The organism is Streptomyces sp. NPDC032745, assembly GCF_055579465.1.
This window is the reverse complement of the sequence record NZ_JBVING010000004.1, coordinates 239,504-258,467: the sequence shown is the minus strand read 5'-3', so window position 1 is coordinate 258,467 and position 18,964 is coordinate 239,504. Positions and strand designations below refer to the sequence as shown.

The following is an 18,964-nucleotide window of genomic DNA, read 5'->3' as shown; positions in this document are numbered from 1 at the left end:
GTGTGATCAGTAGTGGCCATTTCGCTGTCAGTGGTGGTTCTGTTGGCGGTCATCCTGGTGGTGCTCGTCCGCGGGAACCACATCAAGGCCGGCCCCGCGATCGTCGCGGTCCTCTTCGGCTTCTTCCTCGCGTCCAGCTCCATCGCCCCGGACGTCAACCGCTTCCTCAACTCCCTCGCCGACACGATCGCGGGAATCAAGCTCTAGAACGGCAGTCGACGCCGGTCCCGTCCGCCCGGGGACCGGCTCTCTCGCGTACCCGCCGGCCTACTCCGCCGCCCGCCGGGCCCCCGGAACGCCGAGCCGGTACTCCAGGTCGGAACTCACCTGGCCGCCCAGGGTCATGACGTTGAGGGTGGCCGAATTCTCGTTGGCGATCGCCTTTTCCACCCGGGAGACGAGTGTCGTGAACGCATCGGCCCCGGACAGCCCGGCGTACGGACCGACCCCGGTCTCGAAGTAGATCCGCTCGTGCCCCAGCAGCTGCTCGGTCGAGCGGTAGTTCTTCCACTGCTCGCGGTACCTGTACACGCTCTCGAGCGACACGGAGACGACCACGAGCAGGCTCAGCACGGTGGCGGTGATCCGGGAGAACGGCATGTCGAGGTTGACCAGCACGGGCACGAGCGCCCCGCCGACGACCGACAGGGTCCGCATCCGTAAATGCACGGCCTTGCTCCGCACGGCCTTGCGGTCGTACCACTCCTGGTACTGACACAGCCGCGTCTCGACGTACTCCCGCGCCGCGGCACCCCGGCTCCCGCCCTCCCCTGGCATGCAGGGGAGTACACAACCTCCCCTCACCCCCGTCAAGGGCGAGGAACAGCCGCGGGCAGCCCGCGAGATGCCATGCGGCAAACCGGACGATAGGATGAAAAAGGCCATCGACCTCACGCGTCCATGCGGGTCGATATGAGCACGGCGTAACGGAGCAAGACTCTCCCCTCGGCGTCCCGTGCGACCACTGCCGCGGGTATTCGGAGCCGTCACGCCCCACCAGCCGCACCGTTCCGCGTCCAAGGCAGGTTGAATGATGAACCGGACACGTCGTCTTGCAGTACTCGCGCTCTTGGCGGCCCCCGCTCTCGCGCTGGGACCCGCCGTCGCCGCACACGCCTCGACCACCGCCGCCACGTGCAAAGTCGAAACGGATTCGGCCGGCAAGTACCACCTGTGGGGTCAGGGATTCCCCGGCGGCACGACGGTGACCTACTCCGGATCCACCTCGGGTTCCGTCCCCATCGACAAGTCGGGAAGGTTCGACCTCGGCGGTCTCAGCGGAAGCAAGTACGTCGTCAAGACGGCCGATGGCACCACCGTCAACTGCACCGTGCTCCAACACTGAGCCCATGCCGCCTGCGCTGCGGCCGCAGTCAACTGACTGACCTGCCAAGAAACCACGGAGCGGCCCCGGACCCAGTCAGGGGCCGGTTCGCGGCCGGGACCCGGATCGGTCTTTCTCCCGGCTGAATTCGTGCGTGCACCCCCCGGAAGTCACGTCCCGGGTGAAGCAGGCGACGAAGGAATCCGGGGAGCCGTAGAAGGCCAGTTTCATGTGCTCGCAGTCCACGCCGTCGAAGGTGACCTCGCCGTACGCTCCGGGGGAGGGAGACCAGGTTCCATGCTGCCGGTCGGCGAACCCGGAGCACCCCCAGCCGACGACGTCCTCCTTGTCCAAGCCCTTGGCTGTGAACGTGCCGTCGTCCTTGAACTCAACTGTCGCCCCGCTCCAGTCCGACCACGCGCCCGTCAGCCGGTCAGCGGTGTTGACCTCGACCGGGTAGTAGGCGGAACAGGAGGCGACGCCTCAAGGAAGCGGCGGACATCATCTTGAACGTGTTCAAGTCCTGGTGTCAATGCGTTTGCGGCGCGCTTCGCGTGACCTGGGTCGGGCACCACATCCGACCGGCAGTCGCAGAACTGGCCCCCTCGATCCCGGAGCCTGAGCGCCCCCGCCGGAGGCGGCTCTGGCAGGAGGCCCCACGAGGAACCGGGAAGCCCGCGGCCTCGACATGGAGCCGGACACCGTATTCGTCCTCGCCTCATGGCAGTACACCGGCCACGGGCCAGCCCGGGGGAGTCGGTTCTCGCCGCCACCATCGCCCGCGACATCCAGCTCAACCGGGAGACCGCCCGCGAAGCCCTGAAGAGGGAGCGGCATGCATGAGCGATACCGGTCCGTCGTCCAGGTCGCCGCGCTGCTCGGGGCCACCGTGCGGTTTCCTCGACGGCTGATCGAGAAGTGGTGGATCGCCTACGTGAAGGTCGGGCGGCAGGTTCGGATCCCCGAGAGCGCCGTGCGCGCGTTCATCGCCGCCAACACCGTCGAGCCCCGTCGGCGTGGGCTGGTGGCAGCCTGATGGCTGGAAAGCGACGTCCGTTCGGGCGAGTGCGGAAGCTTCCCTCCGGTGGATACCAGGCGCGGTACGTGAGGCCCGGCGGGCAGCCGCCACTCGTACGGCGTCGGCGGGCCGGCAAGCTGGCTCCGCCGCGCCGTCGCCGAGCTCGGGAACGGGCAGCGGGAGATCAAGGCGCCCAAGAGTGCGGCTGGGGAGCGGACCGGCTCCATTCCCGGGTGATCGTTCCGGAGATCCGGCAGCACCTGAGGCATCAAGGGGCTGCATCTTCATGATCTGCGGCACACGGGGAACGCCCTGGCCGCGTCAACCGGCGCGAGCACGCGGGAGTTGATGGCGCGGATGGGTCACAGCACCGCCCGTGCCGTGTTGATCTCCCCGGGAACGACGAAGGGCCAGGCGGAGGAACATCCTCTGACCTGGCCCTTCGTGCTTCAGAGCGGGCGACGGGAATCGAACCCGCGTAGCTAGTTTGGAAGATCGCGTACGCACCTTCCCTGCCACCAGCCAAGCCCCTGACCTGCACCCGAGCCGAGCACCCACCACAGATGACCGTGGTTCCCCACCACTCGCCGTCTGATCGGGCACACGAAGGGCACGCGTGCAGACACAGATGTCAGCGGAACATCTCCGGCATCGGGCACGCTTCCAACGCCTCGTCCGGCCGGTCGGCCCAGTGCCACCAGACATGCCGAGCGGGGCACTTCCACAGCGACCGGCAGACCCGTTCGCCGTCGTCCTCCCGGCGACAGAGCACGAATCCGCCGAAGTTCATGACTTGGCTGCACTCCGGGCAGGCAGGCGCGTTGCTGGTCATGCCGAGGACCCTAACGGCGTTGCGGCGCCTTGCCGCGATCCAGCAGGATTCCGGCGGAGGAGGGCTGACCATGGAACGTCATGAGCTGATGCGGCTGCTCGCCGGCGACGACGCGGCAACCAAGGCTGCTCTGGCGGCCCTCACCGCCGGTGCCGATTACGACGTATGGGATGCCGGGGCGAGGCTTTCGGACGGCCATGCAGGCACCTTCGCGATCCGGCATCGGTGCATGCAGCGGAAGGGCGCCGAGACCCTGGGATGGGAACGAGCGGTAGAACTGCTCCGTGAGCGCGCTCAGCCCATCCGCATCGGGCAGATCAAAGCCTGCGACAGGTCATGGATTTACACGTTCTTCCTCACGGAGGACGGTGGCGACCTGATCGCCTGTGCTGGCGTACGAAGGCCGGACGGGGCCCCACCCGAGTAAGGAGTGGACCGGAGGGGTCAGACGTCGCCCTGAGACCGCTCAAGGGCTTCCATGAACGCGTTGTGGAAGGCGAGCTCGGTGGCCCGGCAGGGCGCGGTGAGAAACATCTCCTGAGCCTCGCCGAGACTGCATCCGACCACCTGTCTGGTCACCATGACCGCGTCCACGCCGTCACAGCCGAGCACCTCCAAGAACTCCTGCAGAGCCTCGCCGTCGTGCTTCTCCGCACACACGGGCCGCGCTCTCGCGGCTACCTCCGCTATGCGAGCCTCTCGCTCCGCGTCCAAGGCGATCCCCTCCGTTCTCCGCCAGCCGCTCTAGCGGCCGACAGGGATCTCGTAGACGACCTCGCACAGCGCGGCGGGGATGACGATGTCCGCCGTTTCCACGGGACGCCCCTGGTCGCTGTAGTACGTCCGCCGGATGTGCGTGACCAGAGCGGCCTTCTGGATCCCGAGGAGGGACGCTTCCTCGGCAGTCGCCTGCCGCGGCTCCGGCTGCTCTACGGCGTGGCTGACCGTGATCCCGATCTCGGCCATCCGATTCACGACGCCGACCCCCGCATGCGGCCCGCCCTCCGGCAACACGACGAGCGTGCCGCCGGTCAGCTCGTACGGCTCCCAACTCGTCGACAACTGCACCGGCCGGCCATCAGCAAGGAACTCGTAGACCGTACGCACGCACAGGTCACCCTCGGCGATACCAAGCCGCGCCGCGATCTCCGCCGGGGCCGGCACCTTCGCCTCGGTCCGGCTCTCCCAGTTCCCCTGCTTGCCCAGCGCCCGCATGTCCGCCCGGAACGGTGAGCCGTCCGGCTGCTCCCTGGCCGAGGAACGAACCACGCGCACACGCTGCCGCGGCTCGGCCACGTACGTCCCGGACCCCGCACGCCCCTCCAGCACACCCTGGGAGATCAGGAGCTCCTGCGCTCGACGGACCACGTTCTCGCCGACCCCGCACTCCTCGGCGATCTGGGCACGGGACGGCAACCGATCTCCGGCCATCCACACGTGCTCCGCGATCCGCTGCCGCAGGACGTCGGCGATGCGGAGATAAGGCGGCTGCTCAGGCATGTGGAAAATCTAGTCCACTAGCTCTAATCTAGTTAACTAGCTTCACTCAACGTGATCAATCGGCGACGGAGGCCTGTGTGCCCGCTTCAGAAGCAAGGGCCAAGGATCTCGCCTCCCAGTTGTCGGCCCTCGGGCTGGCCACGCGCGTGGAGCTGCACGCCACGTACACGTCGATCGGAGCGGAGGTGCCGGAGGCGCTGCCTGCCGAATCGTGGCGACAGGTCTTGGAAGTGGTGGCGGAGGCCGACCGATTCGGACTCGTCGCCAGCAGCTTGACCGGCCGCACCCTCTGGGCCGCCGTAAACAAAGCGGTCCCCGCGACGGGCGATGTCCGGGGACCTGGCCGTCAGCGATAGGAGCTGATCAGCGTGCACAACCGTACGGGTCCCACCAACGCCCACACCAGTGGGCCGCACCTCCCCGCACTCTCCTATGCCACACACGCGAGGCTTACCTACCGGTCGACCTCGTGCGCGATCGGCACCCACTCCGAATGCGCCCAGTCGTCCCCGGCCACGGCGCCCGTCGGCGTCCCCGTGATCTACGAGGCGTGCGCCTGCTCCTGCCACACCCCGAACGAACCGTCGGAACCACGGCAGGCGAACCGGTGAGGGCCCCCACCGGCGCGCTCGCCACGCCCGTCGAGATCACCTCGGACAGCGTCCAGCGAGGCGACGTCATCCAGATCGGCGGCCAACCGTGCCGCGTGACCGACCTCATCCAACTCCGCGCCGGCGCCAAGCGGCTGCTCTTTGAGACGGGCGAGGCACTCACGATGCACGCAAGGAGCCGACTCATCGCCCTCCGAGTGATGAGAAAGTGGTGACCCGGCAGATGCCTTCCCGCCGCCATGCCATCGCCGAAGACCTCCGCCACCAGATCTCAACGGGCCACTTCAAGGCCGGCGAGCGCCTCCCCTCCGAGGCCCAACTCGCCACCCGCTACACGGTCAGCACGCCAACCCTCCGCAGCGCCCTCGCGCTCCTCCAAGGCGAGGGCCTGGTGGAAAAGATCCACGGCAGCGGCAACTTCGTCCGCCGCCCCCTCCGCAAGATCACGTACGTCGGCGGCGTCGGCACGTCACCAATCCCACCCCTACGAGCAACCGTCCGCACCACGAACCTCGAAGCGCACGGCGACCTGCCCGCCCTCCTGAATGTCCCACCTCTCAGCCCGCTGACCGAGCTCCTCTACATGACCCACGACGAGAAGGCGCCTCACAGCCTGGCCCGCATCTACGTCCCCCGAGACCTGGCGCCAACCGACTGTCCCTCGCCCGAGCAGATGCGAGCGCGCTTGGCAGACCTCCGCCCACCGCTGTCCGAAATCCAAGAGCGACTCGGCGCCCGCCTCCCCACCCAAGAGGAGTCAACGGCCCTCCGGATCAGCACGTCCCTGCCGGTCCTCTCACTTACCCGCGTGGCGACCGACACCGCCGGCCGCGTGGTCGAGGCAGCTCTCATAGTCCTCCCCGGCGACAGAGCGGACGCCCTCTTCACCACCTGCCTCATGATCGACGAGGGGACCCCGCCGGAATGACGCCGAGCAATGGCCTGCGCCTCCTCCCCTGGACGGGCCCCGACGACAAGCCCTGCTACCTGAGCACCGACGACACTGCTGGCTACCTATCCCTCCTGGCCGACCACACCGAAGAGACCCAACTCGGCCTGGGAGCCGAGCTCCTGGCCCACGCCGCCGAAGTCCTCACCGACACGGCCTCGGACCCGGAGGAACTCCGCCTCCTTGCAACAGACCTTTCCAGCGCCCTCCGCGACACGCTCCGAGTAGCCATCAGCCGAGGCCACCGCCTCACGTCCCCAGCCCATCCCGCTCACGAAGGACTGCCACCGCACTTCGGTTAGCAAGCGCTCGTACGAGACGACGAAGCGGCCCCAGACTCGGTCAGGGGCCGCTCTTGCTTGGCGCACACGGCTCCGGAGGCCCCGTGCGTCTCGCGCGTTTCCGCAGATCAGAGCGCTCCCCCCAATCTTGCTCAGGGTCTGGCCGTCCCGCAGATAGACCGCGAGTGTCGGCGGCATCGCGCTTGGCCGGCACCGCCACACGTACGTGTCCACGCGCAGGCGATCCAACGGCTGGGGTTTGGCGGCGGCCCACGCAGGCAGCACCGGAAGCGAACGAATGAAGAACATGTGTTGCGCTGCGTGGCTCCAACGACGCCCGGTCCATGGAGGCCGATCGGGCCTGGGCCCAGCGTGCATGAAGCTCAGGAACGGGCCTCGTCACCCAGGGTGTTGAACGCGGTTGTTGCATCGCCGAGTCCATCTCCTCGGCTCGCGGTGGGACTTGGGGCGCGAGCCTGCCGCGGTCGCACTAGCGGCTACTTGAGGGCGGCGCCTTGGCTCTGCCCTGATAAGGGAGGTGGAGGTCAGGAGAATCGCACCCTCGTAGCGTCGACACCGATTACTCTCGTCCGCATGGTAGAGGAGCAGCCGAGCGTGGACCCTAAGACTCTCTACAGGATGGAGGCCCGGCCGCTTGGACGAGGCGGGTACGCGGAGGTTATGGCTGCCACTCGGCGCGAAGACGGCGCACAGGTAGCGCTTAAACGGGCGAAGATCGATCAAAATGCCCGAGACCGGATTCGTCGGGAAATTAAGGCTCAGCATGAACTGGCCCACCCGAATATCATGCCCATCTTGGAATTCGATCCTGGGTATCTCTGGTACACCATGCCGCGCGCCAGCGGGAACTTGACTGAGATGCGGGCTGATCTTGACGAGGAATCGTTGGCCTCGATACTTCTAAATATCTCAGACGCGCTTGGCGTGGCACATGATAGCGAGCTATTGCATCGCGACATATCACCGAACAACATTCTTGCGCTGACCGCTACCGAGTCTCGAAGCATACGCTGGGTCGTGGCAGATTGGGGCTTGGTCAGGAGGCCGTTGACCAGTACCTCGCCTCCCTTGACTCGAGTGGGTGAAGGGCTGGGTACTCCAGGATTCAGCGCCCCGGAACTTCTCACTAATGCTATGAATGCCACGCCGGCCGCAGACGTCTACAGCATGGGAAGAGTCGCGGAGTGGTTCTTCGATGGTAGATGGCCAACCCCCGGTGTTCGGAACCTCCCGGAGGGGCGCTATCAGCATTGGCGTATGTTCATTAAGGCGTGCACCGAGCCTACTCCTAGCGATCGGCCCGGCTCCATGATGGAGCTCCGAGATCTACTCCAGCAAGTTTTCGATGGAAGAGACCAACCTGCCAACCTGAGAGCGGCGAAGCTGCTATCTGAGTTGATGCTGGGCCGCTATCAGGACATGCAGGCTCTTGCGAATCTCGCAAGCGCTTTTCCTGATGATTCGGGAGTGTTTCTCGATCACCTGGCAATGGTCACTACGAGATGGCTCCGACCTTGGGTGGCTGCAGTTCCGGGGCAGGCTGCGGAGTTGGCCGAGCGCATGGCAGCACATTCAATGAACAGCTGGGGTGATCGGGATCCGGGATATGTCGAGGCGCCGCTAGGCTTCGTACTCACGGTCCTGTCCACACTCGTCGGAGCTGATGAACTGGGTTACGCCGAAGATGTGGCCCTCCCTTACTTCCTCGCGGATCAGCACGCTGGCCATGCCGGTCAGCATGCTCGGACTATTGAGTGGCTGACTGACCTTGAGGGGCCTGCAGCTACGGTCATGAACCGGGTCCTTGCGCCTAGGCCTGAACTCTGTAACTACTACAAACAGTCGGGGTCTTGGCGCCCCCGGAGTGCGCTACTCGCGGCCGTCCTGAGCAGGTAGGCAGCAGAGTTGAAGCCATCACCGCGGCGGTGACGCCCGCCTCCATGGTGCAATGGACCGTGACCACGCCGAAGACCCGTAGCCATGACACGTCCCCGATCGCCAAGTACTCGTCAGGAGCCGTCACTTTGTCCGAACCTGGGTCAGGCAGGGGCCGCAGTCACGGAACCAGCGTACGAGCACCCTTCGATCGGTGGTTCCGGTACCCTGCGGGCTTTGCATCTGACTACGCGACCCTCCTGCTACGAGAGCTCGACCTGGCGCCCGGATCGCTAATTGTGGACCCCTTTGCGGGATCGGGTGTAACCGGCACTAGCTGCAGAAACGCAGGTCTGACGTTCTTCGGAATCGAAGCACATCCGTTGATCGCTGAACTAGCGGACCTCAAGTTGAGGCCCACACCACAGGGTCTTAGCGGCCTCACTGCACTCGCCGATGAGCTCACCACCAAGACACGTGCTGCTTGCGCTTCCGGTTCGGGTTTCATTGAGGAATTGGTAGCGAGCGAGACGGACCTGGTTCAGAGGTCATTCGAGGGTCCGGTACTAGCAGCCCTTGTTACCTTGAGGGACTTGATCAAAGGAATCTCTTCGGAATCGTTTGAGCTTTATTTGAAATGGGCTTTGTTGGCGACGTTGAGAGACGTGGCATCCGTCAAGGTCGGCTGGCCTTATCAGAGGCCCTCGGAACAGAGGAAGCCCAAGTTTGCCGACCCTTTGGTCAGATTCACCCAGCGTGTGGCGTGGATCGCCGAGGACTTGGCACAATATGCAGACTCTGTTTCGCATAGCTCCCGCGCCGTCAGCGGTGATTCTCGAAATCCCGAGTCCTGGCGCGTGGGAGCGGGTAATGCCCAAGGTTGCGTATCTTCACCGCCCTACCTGAATAACTTCGACTATGCTGATGCGACACGCCTAGAGATCTACTTCTGGGGGTACGCTTCAAGCTGGTCGGAGATGTGCGGGTCGGTCAGGAAAGACATGATTACCGCTACGACGCAGCAGAGTAGCGTTGGTTCCGCGGAGCAGGCTGAAAGCTACCTTCGGAAATTCGGCGATGTGTCCGATTCGATTTCAAATCTGACGAACAGTCTGACGGAGGAGCGGATCGGCAGGAGTCGCGGTAAGGAATACGACCGGGTAATCCCTGCCTATTTTTCCGCAATAGCGCAGGTTCTTGAAAACCTCTCTTCAGCGCTGGAGGAAGGTGCGCCTTGCATTTGGCTTGTGGGGGACAGTGCTCCCTATGGGATCTATGTAGATACGCCCCACATTATTGGTCAGCTGGCAGAACAGCTTGGCTTCTCCCTGGAGAAGGACGTGACACTTCGACGCCGTGGCCAGCGTTGGTCGGGCAATAGCATGCGTCACAATATCGAACTGTCTGAACGCTCACTGCTATTCCGCCGTCGTTAAGAATTGGACCTCGACCTATCCTTCTGATGTCTTCCGAAGGAAGACATAACCATCTCCACGAGTTGAGATGTATCAGCCGGACGTTCGTGGACTAGCGATTGACTAGCGAGATCATTAGCTACAGACCTATAGGCGCTAACCAAGTCGTCCAAACCCGATCTCAGAGTTGAGTCCGAAAGGCTGGGGCGGCGCGAGAGATCGCTACCTAGAAAATCTACTACCTCGTTCACAAATTCTTCTGGGATGTAAACTAGGCTTTCGGACGTGGAGGCGCCTTCCTTCACCACCAAGCGGTGCGCAAGGCGCCTTCGTGCTTCGCTGATGATGTACCCGCCGCGTAGCTTTTGCTCGCCTGGCGATTTCTTCCTGCCTGAGGTAATTCTTTCCGCGAACCGAATAGCTCCCAGATGGACAGCCGAGTTAGTGACCTCTCCCTCTCGACTGTCACCGCGGTCGACGATCGCTCGCTCCGGCGCCGTTGATCGATTCACGAGAATGGCGATTACTAGCCCGACGGACGTTGCTTGCAGTACTTCCTTGCCAGCTCCGGTGCGTAGCTGCACCACTTGAACCAGTCGACCTGTGCACCATTCTCGGTAGATCTCAAGGGCCCTAGAGTGGATTCTAGAGACTTCATCTGAGCGGATCACGGTGTGGTCATCGATGACCTCGTTAATCCTGAGAGCCTCGAGCAGCAGGCGACCCTCCACCCCAACCAGCAACCTTTGGTCGCCGGCATCGGTGATGAGAGGGTCGCCGATTCTGCGCAGCCGTGAGGTCAGGCGTTGAGGAGTTTTGGGAAGTTGGGCGAGGCGATCTCTGAGCGTATATCCACGGACCAACGGGTCGAAGAATTTGCGGCAATCATGCAGATCGCTTTCGACGCTGCCGGGAGGCGCCCCATAGGTCAGCTCCCATAGCTCACTAAGGTCAGCGATCAGTTCCTTCAGTTCGGACCCCGTCAGAACTGTCGGTACACCGAAAACGCTCCGACTCATTGCGTCACCTTTTCCAGGAACCAATTTATGGGCGAAGAGGCTCTGCGAAGTAGCCACTGCCTCGCAGGCTTTCTCTGTGCCTTTGGGCAGACTGACTTGTAGCAGAGTGAAGGAATTCTTCCCGCAGTGGCAGGATCACGACTACTTGGTCGTGCGGCCTTTTTTCCCGTCGCTGGTCCAGGAAAGATGCCAGGTGAGACATCTTCTCGCTGTCAATGACCGAGCCGAACTCATCCAGAGCGATCAACCTGTTGGCGGCGCCGTGCGTTTCTCTGTCGAGCTGCGCCACACGTGCACGAGTAAAGGCGAAAGCCTGTTGACCACTGGAGAATGCTGTCAAGGGGCGCGTAAAGGCCGCATCGTCAGTATCCGTCCACGAGACAGTCATGGCCAGCGGATCCAGCTTTACATCCTTTCCGCCGCCGAAAAGGGCCTGCCTTACTTGATCATTATCAAACCAGCGCCGGACTTCTTCGCTGAGCCAGGCGCGAACGGGGTCATTCCATGTACCTGTCACGGCGTCACCTGATTTGAGAAGGTTAACGACATTTCCTAGTGCCCCTGAGATGCCCTGCACGGCCCGCACAGTGCTGGTAAGGCGATTCCGCGCCGCTTCGACGGCCTGAAGTACTTCGGTCAAAACTTGCGCCTGATCCAGCAAGCTTTTGCCCGGGAGCTCTCTAAGTGCCGGAACGGTTTTGTGTAGCCACGAGAAGTTGGCCTGCGTCGAGAGGTCAGCTACGACTTGGGTGAGCTGAGCGGTCCGCTCATCTGCAACACGGCGAGCCCTAGCGGCTTGCTGGCTGGCCAGGTTGTGACGTCGTGTTAGGTCCTCAAGTTCGAGTGCCTCCTCCTTTAGCCGGCCATGCACGCGCGATGCTTCTACACCGATTGCGGCTGACAGCTGGACGAGTTCTGCGGCGAGGGCGTCTTCGGTCTGACCGCCACCAAGCAGCTCGCGAGCTTGATGCAATCGTGTGTGCTGGAGCTGAGTAGAAGTCGCCTCTTCGTCTAGTCGGTTGCGCTCCGTGAGTAGCTCGTTGAGCGTCTTTGCTGTGGTTGGAGGCAGACCAGCGGCAGCTGCCCGCAGTCGCTGCTTGGCTCGCTCACGATTCCTCTCGGCCTCTTCGTATTTACTCAGCAGAGTTTCGATTTCGGAGATTGAACTCAGCCTCAGACGAGCTATTTCGATGTTCGAGGCTAGCTGTTCTGCTTCCTCATCGGGACTCTGGCTCTCTAGTTCAGACAAGCGGAGACTCAGGGCCTCTTTGAGTTCACTCACGGTGTAGCCTGCGCGGTTGAGGTCGCCGCTTACTAGAGATTTATCGCCGAGTTCATCTACCTCAGCTCGCTCCAGCGGGCGGATAAGCTCACCGAGAAGCTCGACGAGTAGAGGGGTGGCGTGTACCTGTGGTTGTAGTGCAACTAGTTCGCTAAGTTTCTTTCCGGTGGAACGCCGCGCTTGCTCGACTGCTTCTCGGTCGGATCCGATGAATGCTCTTGCGCATTCTTCCTCCAGCTTGCTCTGGGCTTCCTGGAAATTACCTTCCTGTCGGAGGAACTGCTTCTGGGCCAGACTGAATTCCTTTTCAGCCTGGGTGTCGAGCTGCTGCCTCTCGCTTGCTTGGGTGATTTTTATGTCAAGTTCACCCTTGAGGGTTGCTAGGTTCTCGATCTGTTCTTTGAGTTTCTCTAGCTTGGCATCCATTTCGGAGCCACGCCCACGGACTTGCTCGATTTTTTCCAGAACTTGCACCGCTGATTCAAGAAGCTCGACGCGGGTTCGCGCTTTCCGTGCATTTTCGCGGGCTGCTTGCGCGATTTCGTGTGAATCGGCTGCTGCTTGAACGTCAACGGGTAGTTGAGAGGGCGAGCAAGCGAGGATCGCATCCTGGATCGACTTCAGCTCTTGATCAACACATTCACTTCGGGTAGTCCCGTGAGAGGAGAGCCAGCCATTGATGGTGTTCCGGGACGACTCGGAGTATTGGATCAGCATGTCCTCGAGCGTCTCATCCGCCCGCACGTGGTGTACTTCCAGGATATCTCGGAGGTCCTTGATCTTGGCCGGACGCCCTCCGATTCTAACCGTCGCGAAATCAGCTCCGGGCAATTCGGGAGTTGTGGGCCATTTATTTGTACTCAACTCCCATTCGATATCATCGGTGTCGTGCAAATTGGAAACGCGCACGCGTGCGCTGATTAGCTGCTCGCGGAATGTTCGCCACGCAGAATCGTGGCCTTCGAATGGCTGCTCTCCGCAGCAGAGCTGCAATAGTTTGATAGCGCTGGTCTTGCCAATCCCGTTATATCCCTCGATGCGACAGAGGGGGATGTCTGGGATTTCACTGATGATTCGCAAGCCTCTGCGAAGCTGAGCCTCAATCGAGATCTGCATCGACCATCAGTCCTTCCAAGGTGATTTCTCGATCGAAGGTGTCGGCGGTGAGCAATCGCAGGACAGTCAGATCGAGGCGAAGTGGGCTTTCTCCCTGCTCGTCTCTCTCGGAAGCTGCCTGGATATCTTCCATCACGTTCAGAAATCTGTTAGTGCGTACGTTCACCCTTGGTCCCCCCGCGGGTTGAAGGTCGTGCCACATGATGATCGAACGTAGCCTACTGATAGTTGCGTCCCAAGGTGCGTGAATGATGCCAACTTCCCGTCCTTCGAGGGAGGATGCCGCCGCACGTCGAGAGTCGGTGCAGCGGCTTTGTCCGGTGCCATGGCCGACAGCTTGGCAAGGCTTTTGAGACGACACGCTCATCAGCCACAACGAGACCGGTACCGACGCGGAGCGACCACACCGGCCTACGCCACATCGCGGCAGCAGCTGCTCCCCGCCCACCCACGCCCGGTGGTGCGTTCGCCTCACGCACCCGTCATTCGTGACGGCGGGGGTACGGCGCCCAGCCCGACTCAGGCCCGGCAGTCGGCCGGCCTTGCGCAAGAGACCACCCCTCCCCGCCGCTGGCCGTCTTTTAGTACCTCGTCTCGGCCGCAGTCGGCAGTGCTCCCGGCCACGCATGCCATGTGACGGTTGCCGCGTCTGAACGCCCGCTTGAACCGTGTCGGGCCGGAATGGACAGCCTCTGGCCCTCTCGACCTGGGCGCCATACCCCATCAACCCGAGCCGTAGGCGTGCGGCTGGCGGCCGGGCTGGAGCGGGGCGGAGACAGGAGCGCAGGCCCGGGCGACGGGCCGCACGCGCCGCGCCATGCGCGGCGGGTGCCTTGATGAAGTAGGGAAACTCTTACCGCGCTGGCCTGAGATCAGAGCGCGATGGGCTTGTACGCCATGGCGCGGTCTACGACCTTCTCAGCACTCAGTGCGGGGTCGAAGTCCCAGTAGATGTAGTCGCTGATGTGAGGGCAGGCCAAGTCGCGTTGGAGAGCAGCGATGATCGCGCCTGTCTCTGGCTCGGCGCCGTCGCCGGTCAGGAGTTGCTGGACCAAGAGGATGGCCTCGTCGCGGGTCATGCTTCGCTGAGGGGTCATGACTGGGCCGTCAGCGAGCGGCAACGAGGTGCTTGCCGTCGTGGCTGCGGACGTGGGGGCCTGTGTCGTCCAAGGCGTCCAGGAGGCGAATCGCGTAGACCTCAGACATGCGGTCCGCTACCTCTTCTGGGGTGAGCCATGCGACTGCGGTCGACTCGTTGGAGGTGCGTTCCGTGCCGCCGGAGGGCTTGCAGCGGAAGACCAGGGCGACGATGCCTCTGGTGGTGTTCTTGTAGACGCCGGTGAGGTCGTTGACTTCGACGTCGATGCCTGTTTCCTCTAGGACCTCGCGGCGGACGCCGGCCTCTGGGGACTCGGTCAGTTCGAGGACTCCGCCCGGGAGCTCCCAAGTGCCGTTGTCCGCTCGGCGGATCGCTAGGAGTCGGCCGTCCTCGCGCAGCACGGCCCCGGCCACGGACACGGAATGCAGTGGCGTTGACTTGTGCTGCGGGGAACCCGTACTCATGTATAGGAGCATAGGAGGAAGAGAAGGACTATGGGAACCGCAGTGGGAGGCGGCAAGGCCGCCCCGAGGTACGTCCAGATCGCCGACGAGATCGTTCAGCAGATCCGGGCCGGGGTGCTGGGCGCCGGCGACATGGTGCCGAGTGAGTCTGAGCTCGTGGATCGGTATGGCGTCTCCGGCGGGACCATTCGTAAGGCCATGGTCGAGGTGCGGGCGAGTGGGCTCGTGGAGACCAGGCACGGCAAGGGGTCGATTGTTAAGGCCCGGCCGCCAGTACGGCACCGGTCGTCTGATCGGTTTCGGCGTACTCATCGGCAGGAGGGGCGAGCGGCCTACCTTGCCGAGTCCGCGCAGTCCGGCGCCGAGGCCAAGGTGAGCGTGCTGTTCATCGGGCCCATGGAGGCCCCGGAGGAGATTGCCGGACGGCTTGGGGTTGAGACCGGCACTCAGGTGCTCGCCCGACGGCGGCTGTACTTCCGGAACGGGACGCCGGTGGAGACCGCGACCTCGTACCTGCCGTGGGACGTCGTGAAGGACATCCCTGAGCTGTTCGCCGAGAATCCTGGTGGCGGTGGGATTTACGCGCGGCTGGAGGAACACGGGTACGTCTTCGCAGAGTTCGTGGAGACCTTGCAGGCTCGGCCGGCCTCTAAGGCTGAGACGTCCGAGCTGGCGCTGAGCCCTGGCGCGCCTGTCGTGCACCTGGTGCGAGATGCGGTGACGGAGGCGGGTCGCGTGGTGGAGGTCTGCGACACCCTCATGGCCGCTGACCAGTTCGTTTTCGAGTACCGGATCCCGGCGCGCGACTGACGGTTCCTCAACTCCCCACAGCCCGCTGCGAGTTTTCTTCCGCAGCGGGTTGACTCATGTATAGGAGTCGGGCACTCTTCTTCATGTCACTCATGTACATGAGTGAAGGAGTCCTGCCCCTATAGAGGAGTGATCTTCTGTGCGTCAGATCCCCGTCGACACCTCCGCCGCCATGGTGATGGTGGCCCAGCCGCCGGCCGCCAAGGTCAAGGACCGCCGTACCGGTGAGATCGCCACCGACCCCGAGACCGGCGTCCGCATGATGACCGTGGACGTGCTCTTCGCCGCCTATGGTGATGCCGAGGTCCTCTCCGTCACGGTCCCCGAGACCGGCATCACCGGAGAGCTCGTGATGGGCACGCCGGTAGGGCTGACCGGGCTCGTCGCCCGCCCTTGGGAGAACGAGTTCAACGGCCAGAAGCGGCACGGCATCAGCTTCCGCGCCGTCGCCGTGACCTCGCTCGTCCAGGCCACCTCCACGCCGAAGGCCGCCTGATCATGGACGTCTTATGGGTCGTCCTGCCGCTGCTGATCGTCGCCGTCGCGCTCGTCCTGCGGCGGTACCGTCCGGGCTGGTACTGGGTGACCTTCGGGGTCACCTGCGCCGCGGTCCGCGTCTTGGCCCGCTACCGGTCAGTGATGGATGCCTGCGGGCTGACTGTCCCGCCCTCGCGCTGGCGCCTGGCGTTGGCCAGGCTGACTGACCGTCCCGCGCCGGAATCCCGGTCGCCCCGGATCCTGTGGATCCGCCCCACCCGCACCGGCCTGGTGCTCCGCCTCAAGATTCGGTCCGGTCAGGACGCGTTCGACTTCTCGGCCGCCTCGGATCGCCTCCGGCACTCCTTCGTCCTCCACGCCGTCACTGCGCAGGAGATCCGCTCCGGAGTCGTCGAGCTGCGGATGACCGGCTACGACGTCCTGCGGGAGGTTCGGATGCCTGCTTCTGATCCGGCTTCTGGAGTACTTCGGGTTCCTGTTGCTCTGCGGGAGGACGGGGCTGTGCACCATCGCGACTATCGGTCGGTCCCGCACGCGCTGAACGTAGGTGCTACCAAGTCCGGGAAGTCTGTGTACCAGCGCAACTTGGTCGCCGGTCTTGCGCCGTGTGACGTCGCTCTGGTTGGGATCGACTGCAAGAACGGCGTCGAACTTGCGCCCCTTGCGAGGCGGTTCACGGCTTTGGCCGACAACGCCGATACGGCTGCTGACCTGCTCGCCGCACTCGTCCAGTACATGGACCGCGTCTACCAGGTCATACGTGCAGAACAGCGGGTCAGCGCCGATCTGCCGGACGCGGACATCACCGCCGACATCTGGGACCTGCCCGAACACCTGCGCCCGACCCCTGTCGTGCTGCTCGTGGATGAGGTCGCTGAGCTGGCCCTCGCCGCGAACAAGAAGGAGGAGGTCCGGAGGGACCAGATCGTCACTCACCTCGTACGGCTTTCCCAGCTCGGTCGCGCCGCCGGCATCCACCTGGAGATCTGCGGCCAGCGTTTCGGCTCCGAACTCGGCAAGGGCATCACCATGCTTCGCGCCCAGCTCACCGGCCGCACCGCCCACCGCGTCAATGACGAAACCTCGGCCAACATGGCCTTCGGCGACATCTCCTCCGAGGCCGTGCTCGCCGCCATCCAGATCGACAAGGACCGGCCCGGCACCGCCGTTGTCGGCGACTCCTCCGGCGGCTGGACGCGCATCCGTACGCCGCACACCACGCTCCGTCAGGCCGTGGACGTCTGCAACGCCCACGCGTACCGCACGCCGCAGATCTCGGAGCTGGATCCCTTCCGCCCGGTGCTGCCTGCCCGCGTCCTCAGCGGCATCGTCCTGCCGTAGGCGATCACCCCACTCGGTCGGCGTGGCCTCTCACGCCAAGTCCTTACCCGACCCATGCCTGAAAGGAGGTGGAGCACATGGCCCGCCTCGTCCGCCCGGACGCCGTCCTCGTCCAAGCCGTCATCGCGGGGGCCTTGTCCTTCGCTCACCTGCATGACCTCGCCGAAGCGGCCGGCCAGGACGGATGGAAAGCCTGGGCCTACCCGGTCAGCGTGGATTTGCTCCTCGTCGCCGCCTGGCGTCGGCTGCGCAGCCTCCGAGACGCGGGGGAGTCGACCGGGCCCGCGTGGACCTGGTTCACCGTCGCCCTGGCCGCGTCGCTGGGTGCGAACGTCGCCACCGCCGGACTCCTCGACCTGGCCCACGTCCCGGACTGGCTCCGGATCCTCGTCGCCGGATGGCCGGCGCTGGCCTTCCTTGGCGGGACCTTGCTCGTCCACCCGCATGCAGCCCAGTCCGCCGCGCCTGAACCGGCTTTCGCGCCTGGTCCCGTGCTTGAGCGGGAACCGCCCGTCGAGTCCGAACCTGCTCCGGTACTGCCCGCGCCGGATCAGGAGGCGCCTGCCGTCACCGCTCCGCCGGCCCTCGTCGCTCACGCCCAGAAGCTTGCCGCCGATCACCGCACCCGCACCGGCTCGGAGATCGACACCGAGACCCTGCGCGCCCGGCTCGGCGTCCCGCTCCCGATGGCCGAGGCCATCGCCGTCCAGCTCGTCTGAGGGGAGACCTCGATGCCCGTACGGAACTCGTTCCACTCGCTCATGAAGATCGGCCCGGTCCAGATCGGCACCTACCGCGACAACCGCGGCCGCACCAAGCACGCCGCCGTGTGCACCGCCGATGGCTGCGGCTGGTCCGCCGACTACGCCAGCACCGCCGCCGCCCAGCTCGCCGCCCGCTCTCACCGCTGCCGCATCAACTGACCTGAAGGACACACCGCCGTGGATGTTCCGCTCTGGCTCGCCCTGATCGTCGTCGGTGTTCTCGGCTACAAGCTCATCCGCCCGCCGCTGTGGCTCGTCGCCGTGATCCTCCTCGGCGGCTTCCTCCTCGCGGACAGCTTCCTCGCCCCGGCCATCGACACCGCGATCAACAAGTAACCCGCCCCGGAAGGAGAACCACATGATCCGGCCCAAGATCCCGGTCAACCCGCTCCCGACCGGCCTCGTCATCCCGCTCGACCAGCCGACCACCGCCGTTGAACCCCACACGGGTACGGCTCCTGCCTGCGACTGCCACCACGCCCCGGTTCAGCCGACGTCTCGTGTGCAGCTGCCCGCCGTCCGCCTCACTCCGGCTGGCCTCGTTGCCGCAGTCGCCGGGGGAGCGGGCCTTGTCCTCGTCGTCGGCGCGGTCCTGGTCTCGATGCTCCTGGCTGTCGCCATCACCGGCGCCTCGGTCGCCGTCTGCGCCGTCGTCCTGCGTTCGCTGCTCAACGGCCAGCACCACCGCTGACCGGCCCCGGGACGGCCTCAACCGCCAAGTCTCCGCCGTCCCGGCGCCGTGCTC

General features: G+C 64.3%; 25 protein-coding genes and 2 pseudogenes. 19 read left to right on the top strand and 8 right to left on the bottom strand.

Annotated features, from left to right (window positions below):
* Positions 1-12 precede the first annotated feature (12 nt).
* A complete protein-coding gene (locus tag ACZ5WG_RS12490; protein ID WP_030297273.1) occupies positions 13-207 on the top strand; it encodes a hypothetical protein in 195 nt (64 codons plus the stop codon).
* A 60-nt stretch (positions 208-267) separates the two neighbouring features.
* Here the strand turns inward: ACZ5WG_RS12490 and ACZ5WG_RS12485 are convergent, their stop codons facing one another.
* Positions 268-777, bottom strand: a complete 510-nt coding sequence (locus ACZ5WG_RS12485; RefSeq protein ID WP_468722634.1) for a DUF4231 domain-containing protein — start codon at positions 775-777, stop codon at positions 268-270.
* A gap of 292 nt (positions 778-1,069) precedes the next feature.
* On the opposite strand from ACZ5WG_RS12485, the gene ACZ5WG_RS12480 reads away from it, so the two are divergent.
* From ACZ5WG_RS12480 to ACZ5WG_RS12470, 3 genes and pseudogenes are all read left to right on the top strand, one after another.
* Entirely contained in the window at positions 1,070-1,345 is a 276-nt protein-coding gene (locus ACZ5WG_RS12480; RefSeq protein ID WP_468722632.1) for a hypothetical protein, read from the top strand.
* Positions 1,346-2,009: 664 nt separating this feature from the next.
* Positions 2,010-2,167 (top strand): annotated as a pseudogene (locus ACZ5WG_RS12475) (replication initiation protein); the annotation flags it as partial.
* Positions 2,160-2,360 carry an excisionase family DNA-binding protein gene (locus tag ACZ5WG_RS12470; protein ID WP_468722630.1) on the top strand — a complete coding sequence of 67 codons (201 nt, stop codon included), beginning with the start codon at positions 2,160-2,162 and terminating at the stop codon, positions 2,358-2,360. The pseudogene ACZ5WG_RS12475 and the gene ACZ5WG_RS12470, both read left to right, overlap by 8 nt.
* Before the next feature lie 613 nt (positions 2,361-2,973).
* Here ACZ5WG_RS12470 and ACZ5WG_RS12465 read toward each other — a convergent pair.
* Positions 2,974-3,174, bottom strand: coding sequence for a dehydrogenase (locus tag ACZ5WG_RS12465; RefSeq protein ID WP_468722628.1), 201 nt, complete (start codon positions 3,172-3,174; stop codon positions 2,974-2,976).
* Between the two features lie 70 nt (positions 3,175-3,244).
* Here ACZ5WG_RS12465 and ACZ5WG_RS12460 point away from each other — a divergent pair, with 70 nt between their 5' ends.
* A complete protein-coding gene (locus tag ACZ5WG_RS12460; RefSeq protein ID WP_468722626.1) occupies positions 3,245-3,601 on the top strand; it encodes a hypothetical protein in 357 nt (118 codons plus the stop codon).
* Positions 3,602-3,618: 17 nt separating this feature from the next.
* On the opposite strand, the gene ACZ5WG_RS12455 is transcribed toward ACZ5WG_RS12460, so the two are convergent.
* Positions 3,619-3,834: a hypothetical protein gene (locus ACZ5WG_RS12455; RefSeq protein WP_468722624.1), complete on the bottom strand. Its 216-nt coding sequence runs from the start codon at positions 3,832-3,834 to the stop codon at positions 3,619-3,621.
* An 84-nt stretch (positions 3,835-3,918) separates the two neighbouring features.
* Positions 3,919-4,674 (bottom strand): GntR family transcriptional regulator, encoded by a 756-nt coding sequence (locus ACZ5WG_RS12450; protein ID WP_468722622.1) that lies wholly within the window; start codon positions 4,672-4,674, stop codon positions 3,919-3,921.
* A gap of 77 nt (positions 4,675-4,751) precedes the next feature.
* Here ACZ5WG_RS12450 and ACZ5WG_RS12445 point away from each other — a divergent pair, with 77 nt between their 5' ends.
* The 7 genes and pseudogenes from ACZ5WG_RS12445 (at position 4,752) to ACZ5WG_RS12415 (ending at position 9,847) form a co-directional block, all read left to right on the top strand.
* The gene (locus ACZ5WG_RS12445; RefSeq protein WP_468722620.1) at positions 4,752-5,030 is read left to right on the top strand and encodes a hypothetical protein; all 279 of its coding nucleotides are present in this window, start codon (positions 4,752-4,754) and stop codon (positions 5,028-5,030) included.
* Between the two features lie 194 nt (positions 5,031-5,224).
* Entirely contained in the window at positions 5,225-5,500 is a 276-nt protein-coding gene (locus ACZ5WG_RS12440; protein WP_468722618.1) for a hypothetical protein, read from the top strand.
* Entirely contained in the window at positions 5,497-6,213 is a 717-nt protein-coding gene (locus ACZ5WG_RS12435; RefSeq protein WP_468722616.1) for a GntR family transcriptional regulator, read from the top strand. Before ACZ5WG_RS12440 ends, ACZ5WG_RS12435 begins: the two co-directional genes overlap by 4 nt.
* Complete coding sequence (locus tag ACZ5WG_RS12430) at positions 6,210-6,536, top strand: hypothetical protein (RefSeq protein WP_468722614.1); 327 nt, start codon at positions 6,210-6,212, stop codon at positions 6,534-6,536. The genes ACZ5WG_RS12435 and ACZ5WG_RS12430 overlap by 4 nt, the downstream gene beginning before the upstream one ends.
* Positions 6,537-7,109: 573 nt before the next feature.
* Complete coding sequence (locus ACZ5WG_RS12425) at positions 7,110-8,432, top strand: serine/threonine-protein kinase (protein ID WP_468722613.1); 1,323 nt, start codon at positions 7,110-7,112, stop codon at positions 8,430-8,432.
* A 44-nt stretch (positions 8,433-8,476) separates the two neighbouring features.
* Positions 8,477-8,800, top strand: a pseudogene (locus ACZ5WG_RS12420) (DNA methyltransferase); the annotation flags it as partial.
* 204 nt (positions 8,801-9,004) lie between these two features.
* Positions 9,005-9,847: a hypothetical protein gene (locus ACZ5WG_RS12415; RefSeq protein ID WP_468723068.1), complete on the top strand. Its 843-nt coding sequence runs from the start codon at positions 9,005-9,007 to the stop codon at positions 9,845-9,847.
* Positions 9,848-10,870: 1,023 nt separating this feature from the next.
* Here ACZ5WG_RS12415 and ACZ5WG_RS12410 read toward each other — a convergent pair.
* The 4 genes from ACZ5WG_RS12410 to ACZ5WG_RS12395 form a co-directional block, all read right to left on the bottom strand.
* Positions 10,871-13,243 carry a coiled-coil domain-containing protein gene (locus tag ACZ5WG_RS12410; protein ID WP_468722611.1) on the bottom strand — a complete coding sequence of 791 codons (2,373 nt, stop codon included), beginning with the start codon at positions 13,241-13,243 and terminating at the stop codon, positions 10,871-10,873.
* Positions 13,227-13,379, bottom strand: a complete 153-nt coding sequence (locus ACZ5WG_RS12405) for a hypothetical protein (RefSeq protein ID WP_468722609.1) — start codon at positions 13,377-13,379, stop codon at positions 13,227-13,229. The genes ACZ5WG_RS12410 and ACZ5WG_RS12405 overlap by 17 nt, the downstream gene beginning before the upstream one ends.
* A gap of 736 nt (positions 13,380-14,115) precedes the next feature.
* Complete coding sequence (locus tag ACZ5WG_RS12400) at positions 14,116-14,322, bottom strand: e9imm peptide (protein WP_468722607.1); 207 nt, start codon at positions 14,320-14,322, stop codon at positions 14,116-14,118.
* A 28-nt stretch (positions 14,323-14,350) separates the two neighbouring features.
* Positions 14,351-14,818 carry an NUDIX hydrolase gene (locus ACZ5WG_RS12395; RefSeq protein ID WP_468722605.1) on the bottom strand — a complete coding sequence of 156 codons (468 nt, stop codon included), beginning with the start codon at positions 14,816-14,818 and terminating at the stop codon, positions 14,351-14,353.
* Positions 14,819-14,836: 18 nt separating this feature from the next.
* Between ACZ5WG_RS12395 and ACZ5WG_RS12390 the strand changes: the two genes are divergently transcribed.
* From ACZ5WG_RS12390 to ACZ5WG_RS12360, 7 genes are all read left to right on the top strand, one after another.
* On the top strand, positions 14,837-15,616 hold the full coding sequence (locus ACZ5WG_RS12390) for a GntR family transcriptional regulator (RefSeq protein WP_468722604.1): 780 nt from the start codon (positions 14,837-14,839) through the stop codon (positions 15,614-15,616).
* A 139-nt stretch (positions 15,617-15,755) separates the two neighbouring features.
* On the top strand, positions 15,756-16,112 hold the full coding sequence (locus tag ACZ5WG_RS12385; RefSeq protein ID WP_133898058.1) for an SCO3933 family regulatory protein: 357 nt from the start codon (positions 15,756-15,758) through the stop codon (positions 16,110-16,112).
* A 2-nt stretch (positions 16,113-16,114) separates the two neighbouring features.
* A complete protein-coding gene (locus tag ACZ5WG_RS12380; protein WP_468722602.1) occupies positions 16,115-17,455 on the top strand; it encodes an FtsK/SpoIIIE domain-containing protein in 1,341 nt (446 codons plus the stop codon).
* 77 nt (positions 17,456-17,532) lie between these two features.
* The gene (locus ACZ5WG_RS12375) at positions 17,533-18,174 is read left to right on the top strand and encodes a DUF2637 domain-containing protein (RefSeq protein ID WP_468722601.1); all 642 of its coding nucleotides are present in this window, start codon (positions 17,533-17,535) and stop codon (positions 18,172-18,174) included.
* A gap of 12 nt (positions 18,175-18,186) precedes the next feature.
* Positions 18,187-18,378: a mobile element transfer protein gene (locus ACZ5WG_RS12370; RefSeq protein ID WP_468722599.1), complete on the top strand. Its 192-nt coding sequence runs from the start codon at positions 18,187-18,189 to the stop codon at positions 18,376-18,378.
* Positions 18,379-18,396: 18 nt separating this feature from the next.
* The gene (locus ACZ5WG_RS12365; RefSeq protein ID WP_107048169.1) at positions 18,397-18,555 is read left to right on the top strand and encodes a hypothetical protein; all 159 of its coding nucleotides are present in this window, start codon (positions 18,397-18,399) and stop codon (positions 18,553-18,555) included.
* Between the two features lie 22 nt (positions 18,556-18,577).
* Complete coding sequence (locus ACZ5WG_RS12360) at positions 18,578-18,910, top strand: SpdD-like protein (RefSeq protein ID WP_468722597.1); 333 nt, start codon at positions 18,578-18,580, stop codon at positions 18,908-18,910.
* The last annotated feature ends 54 nt before the right edge of the window (positions 18,911-18,964 follow it).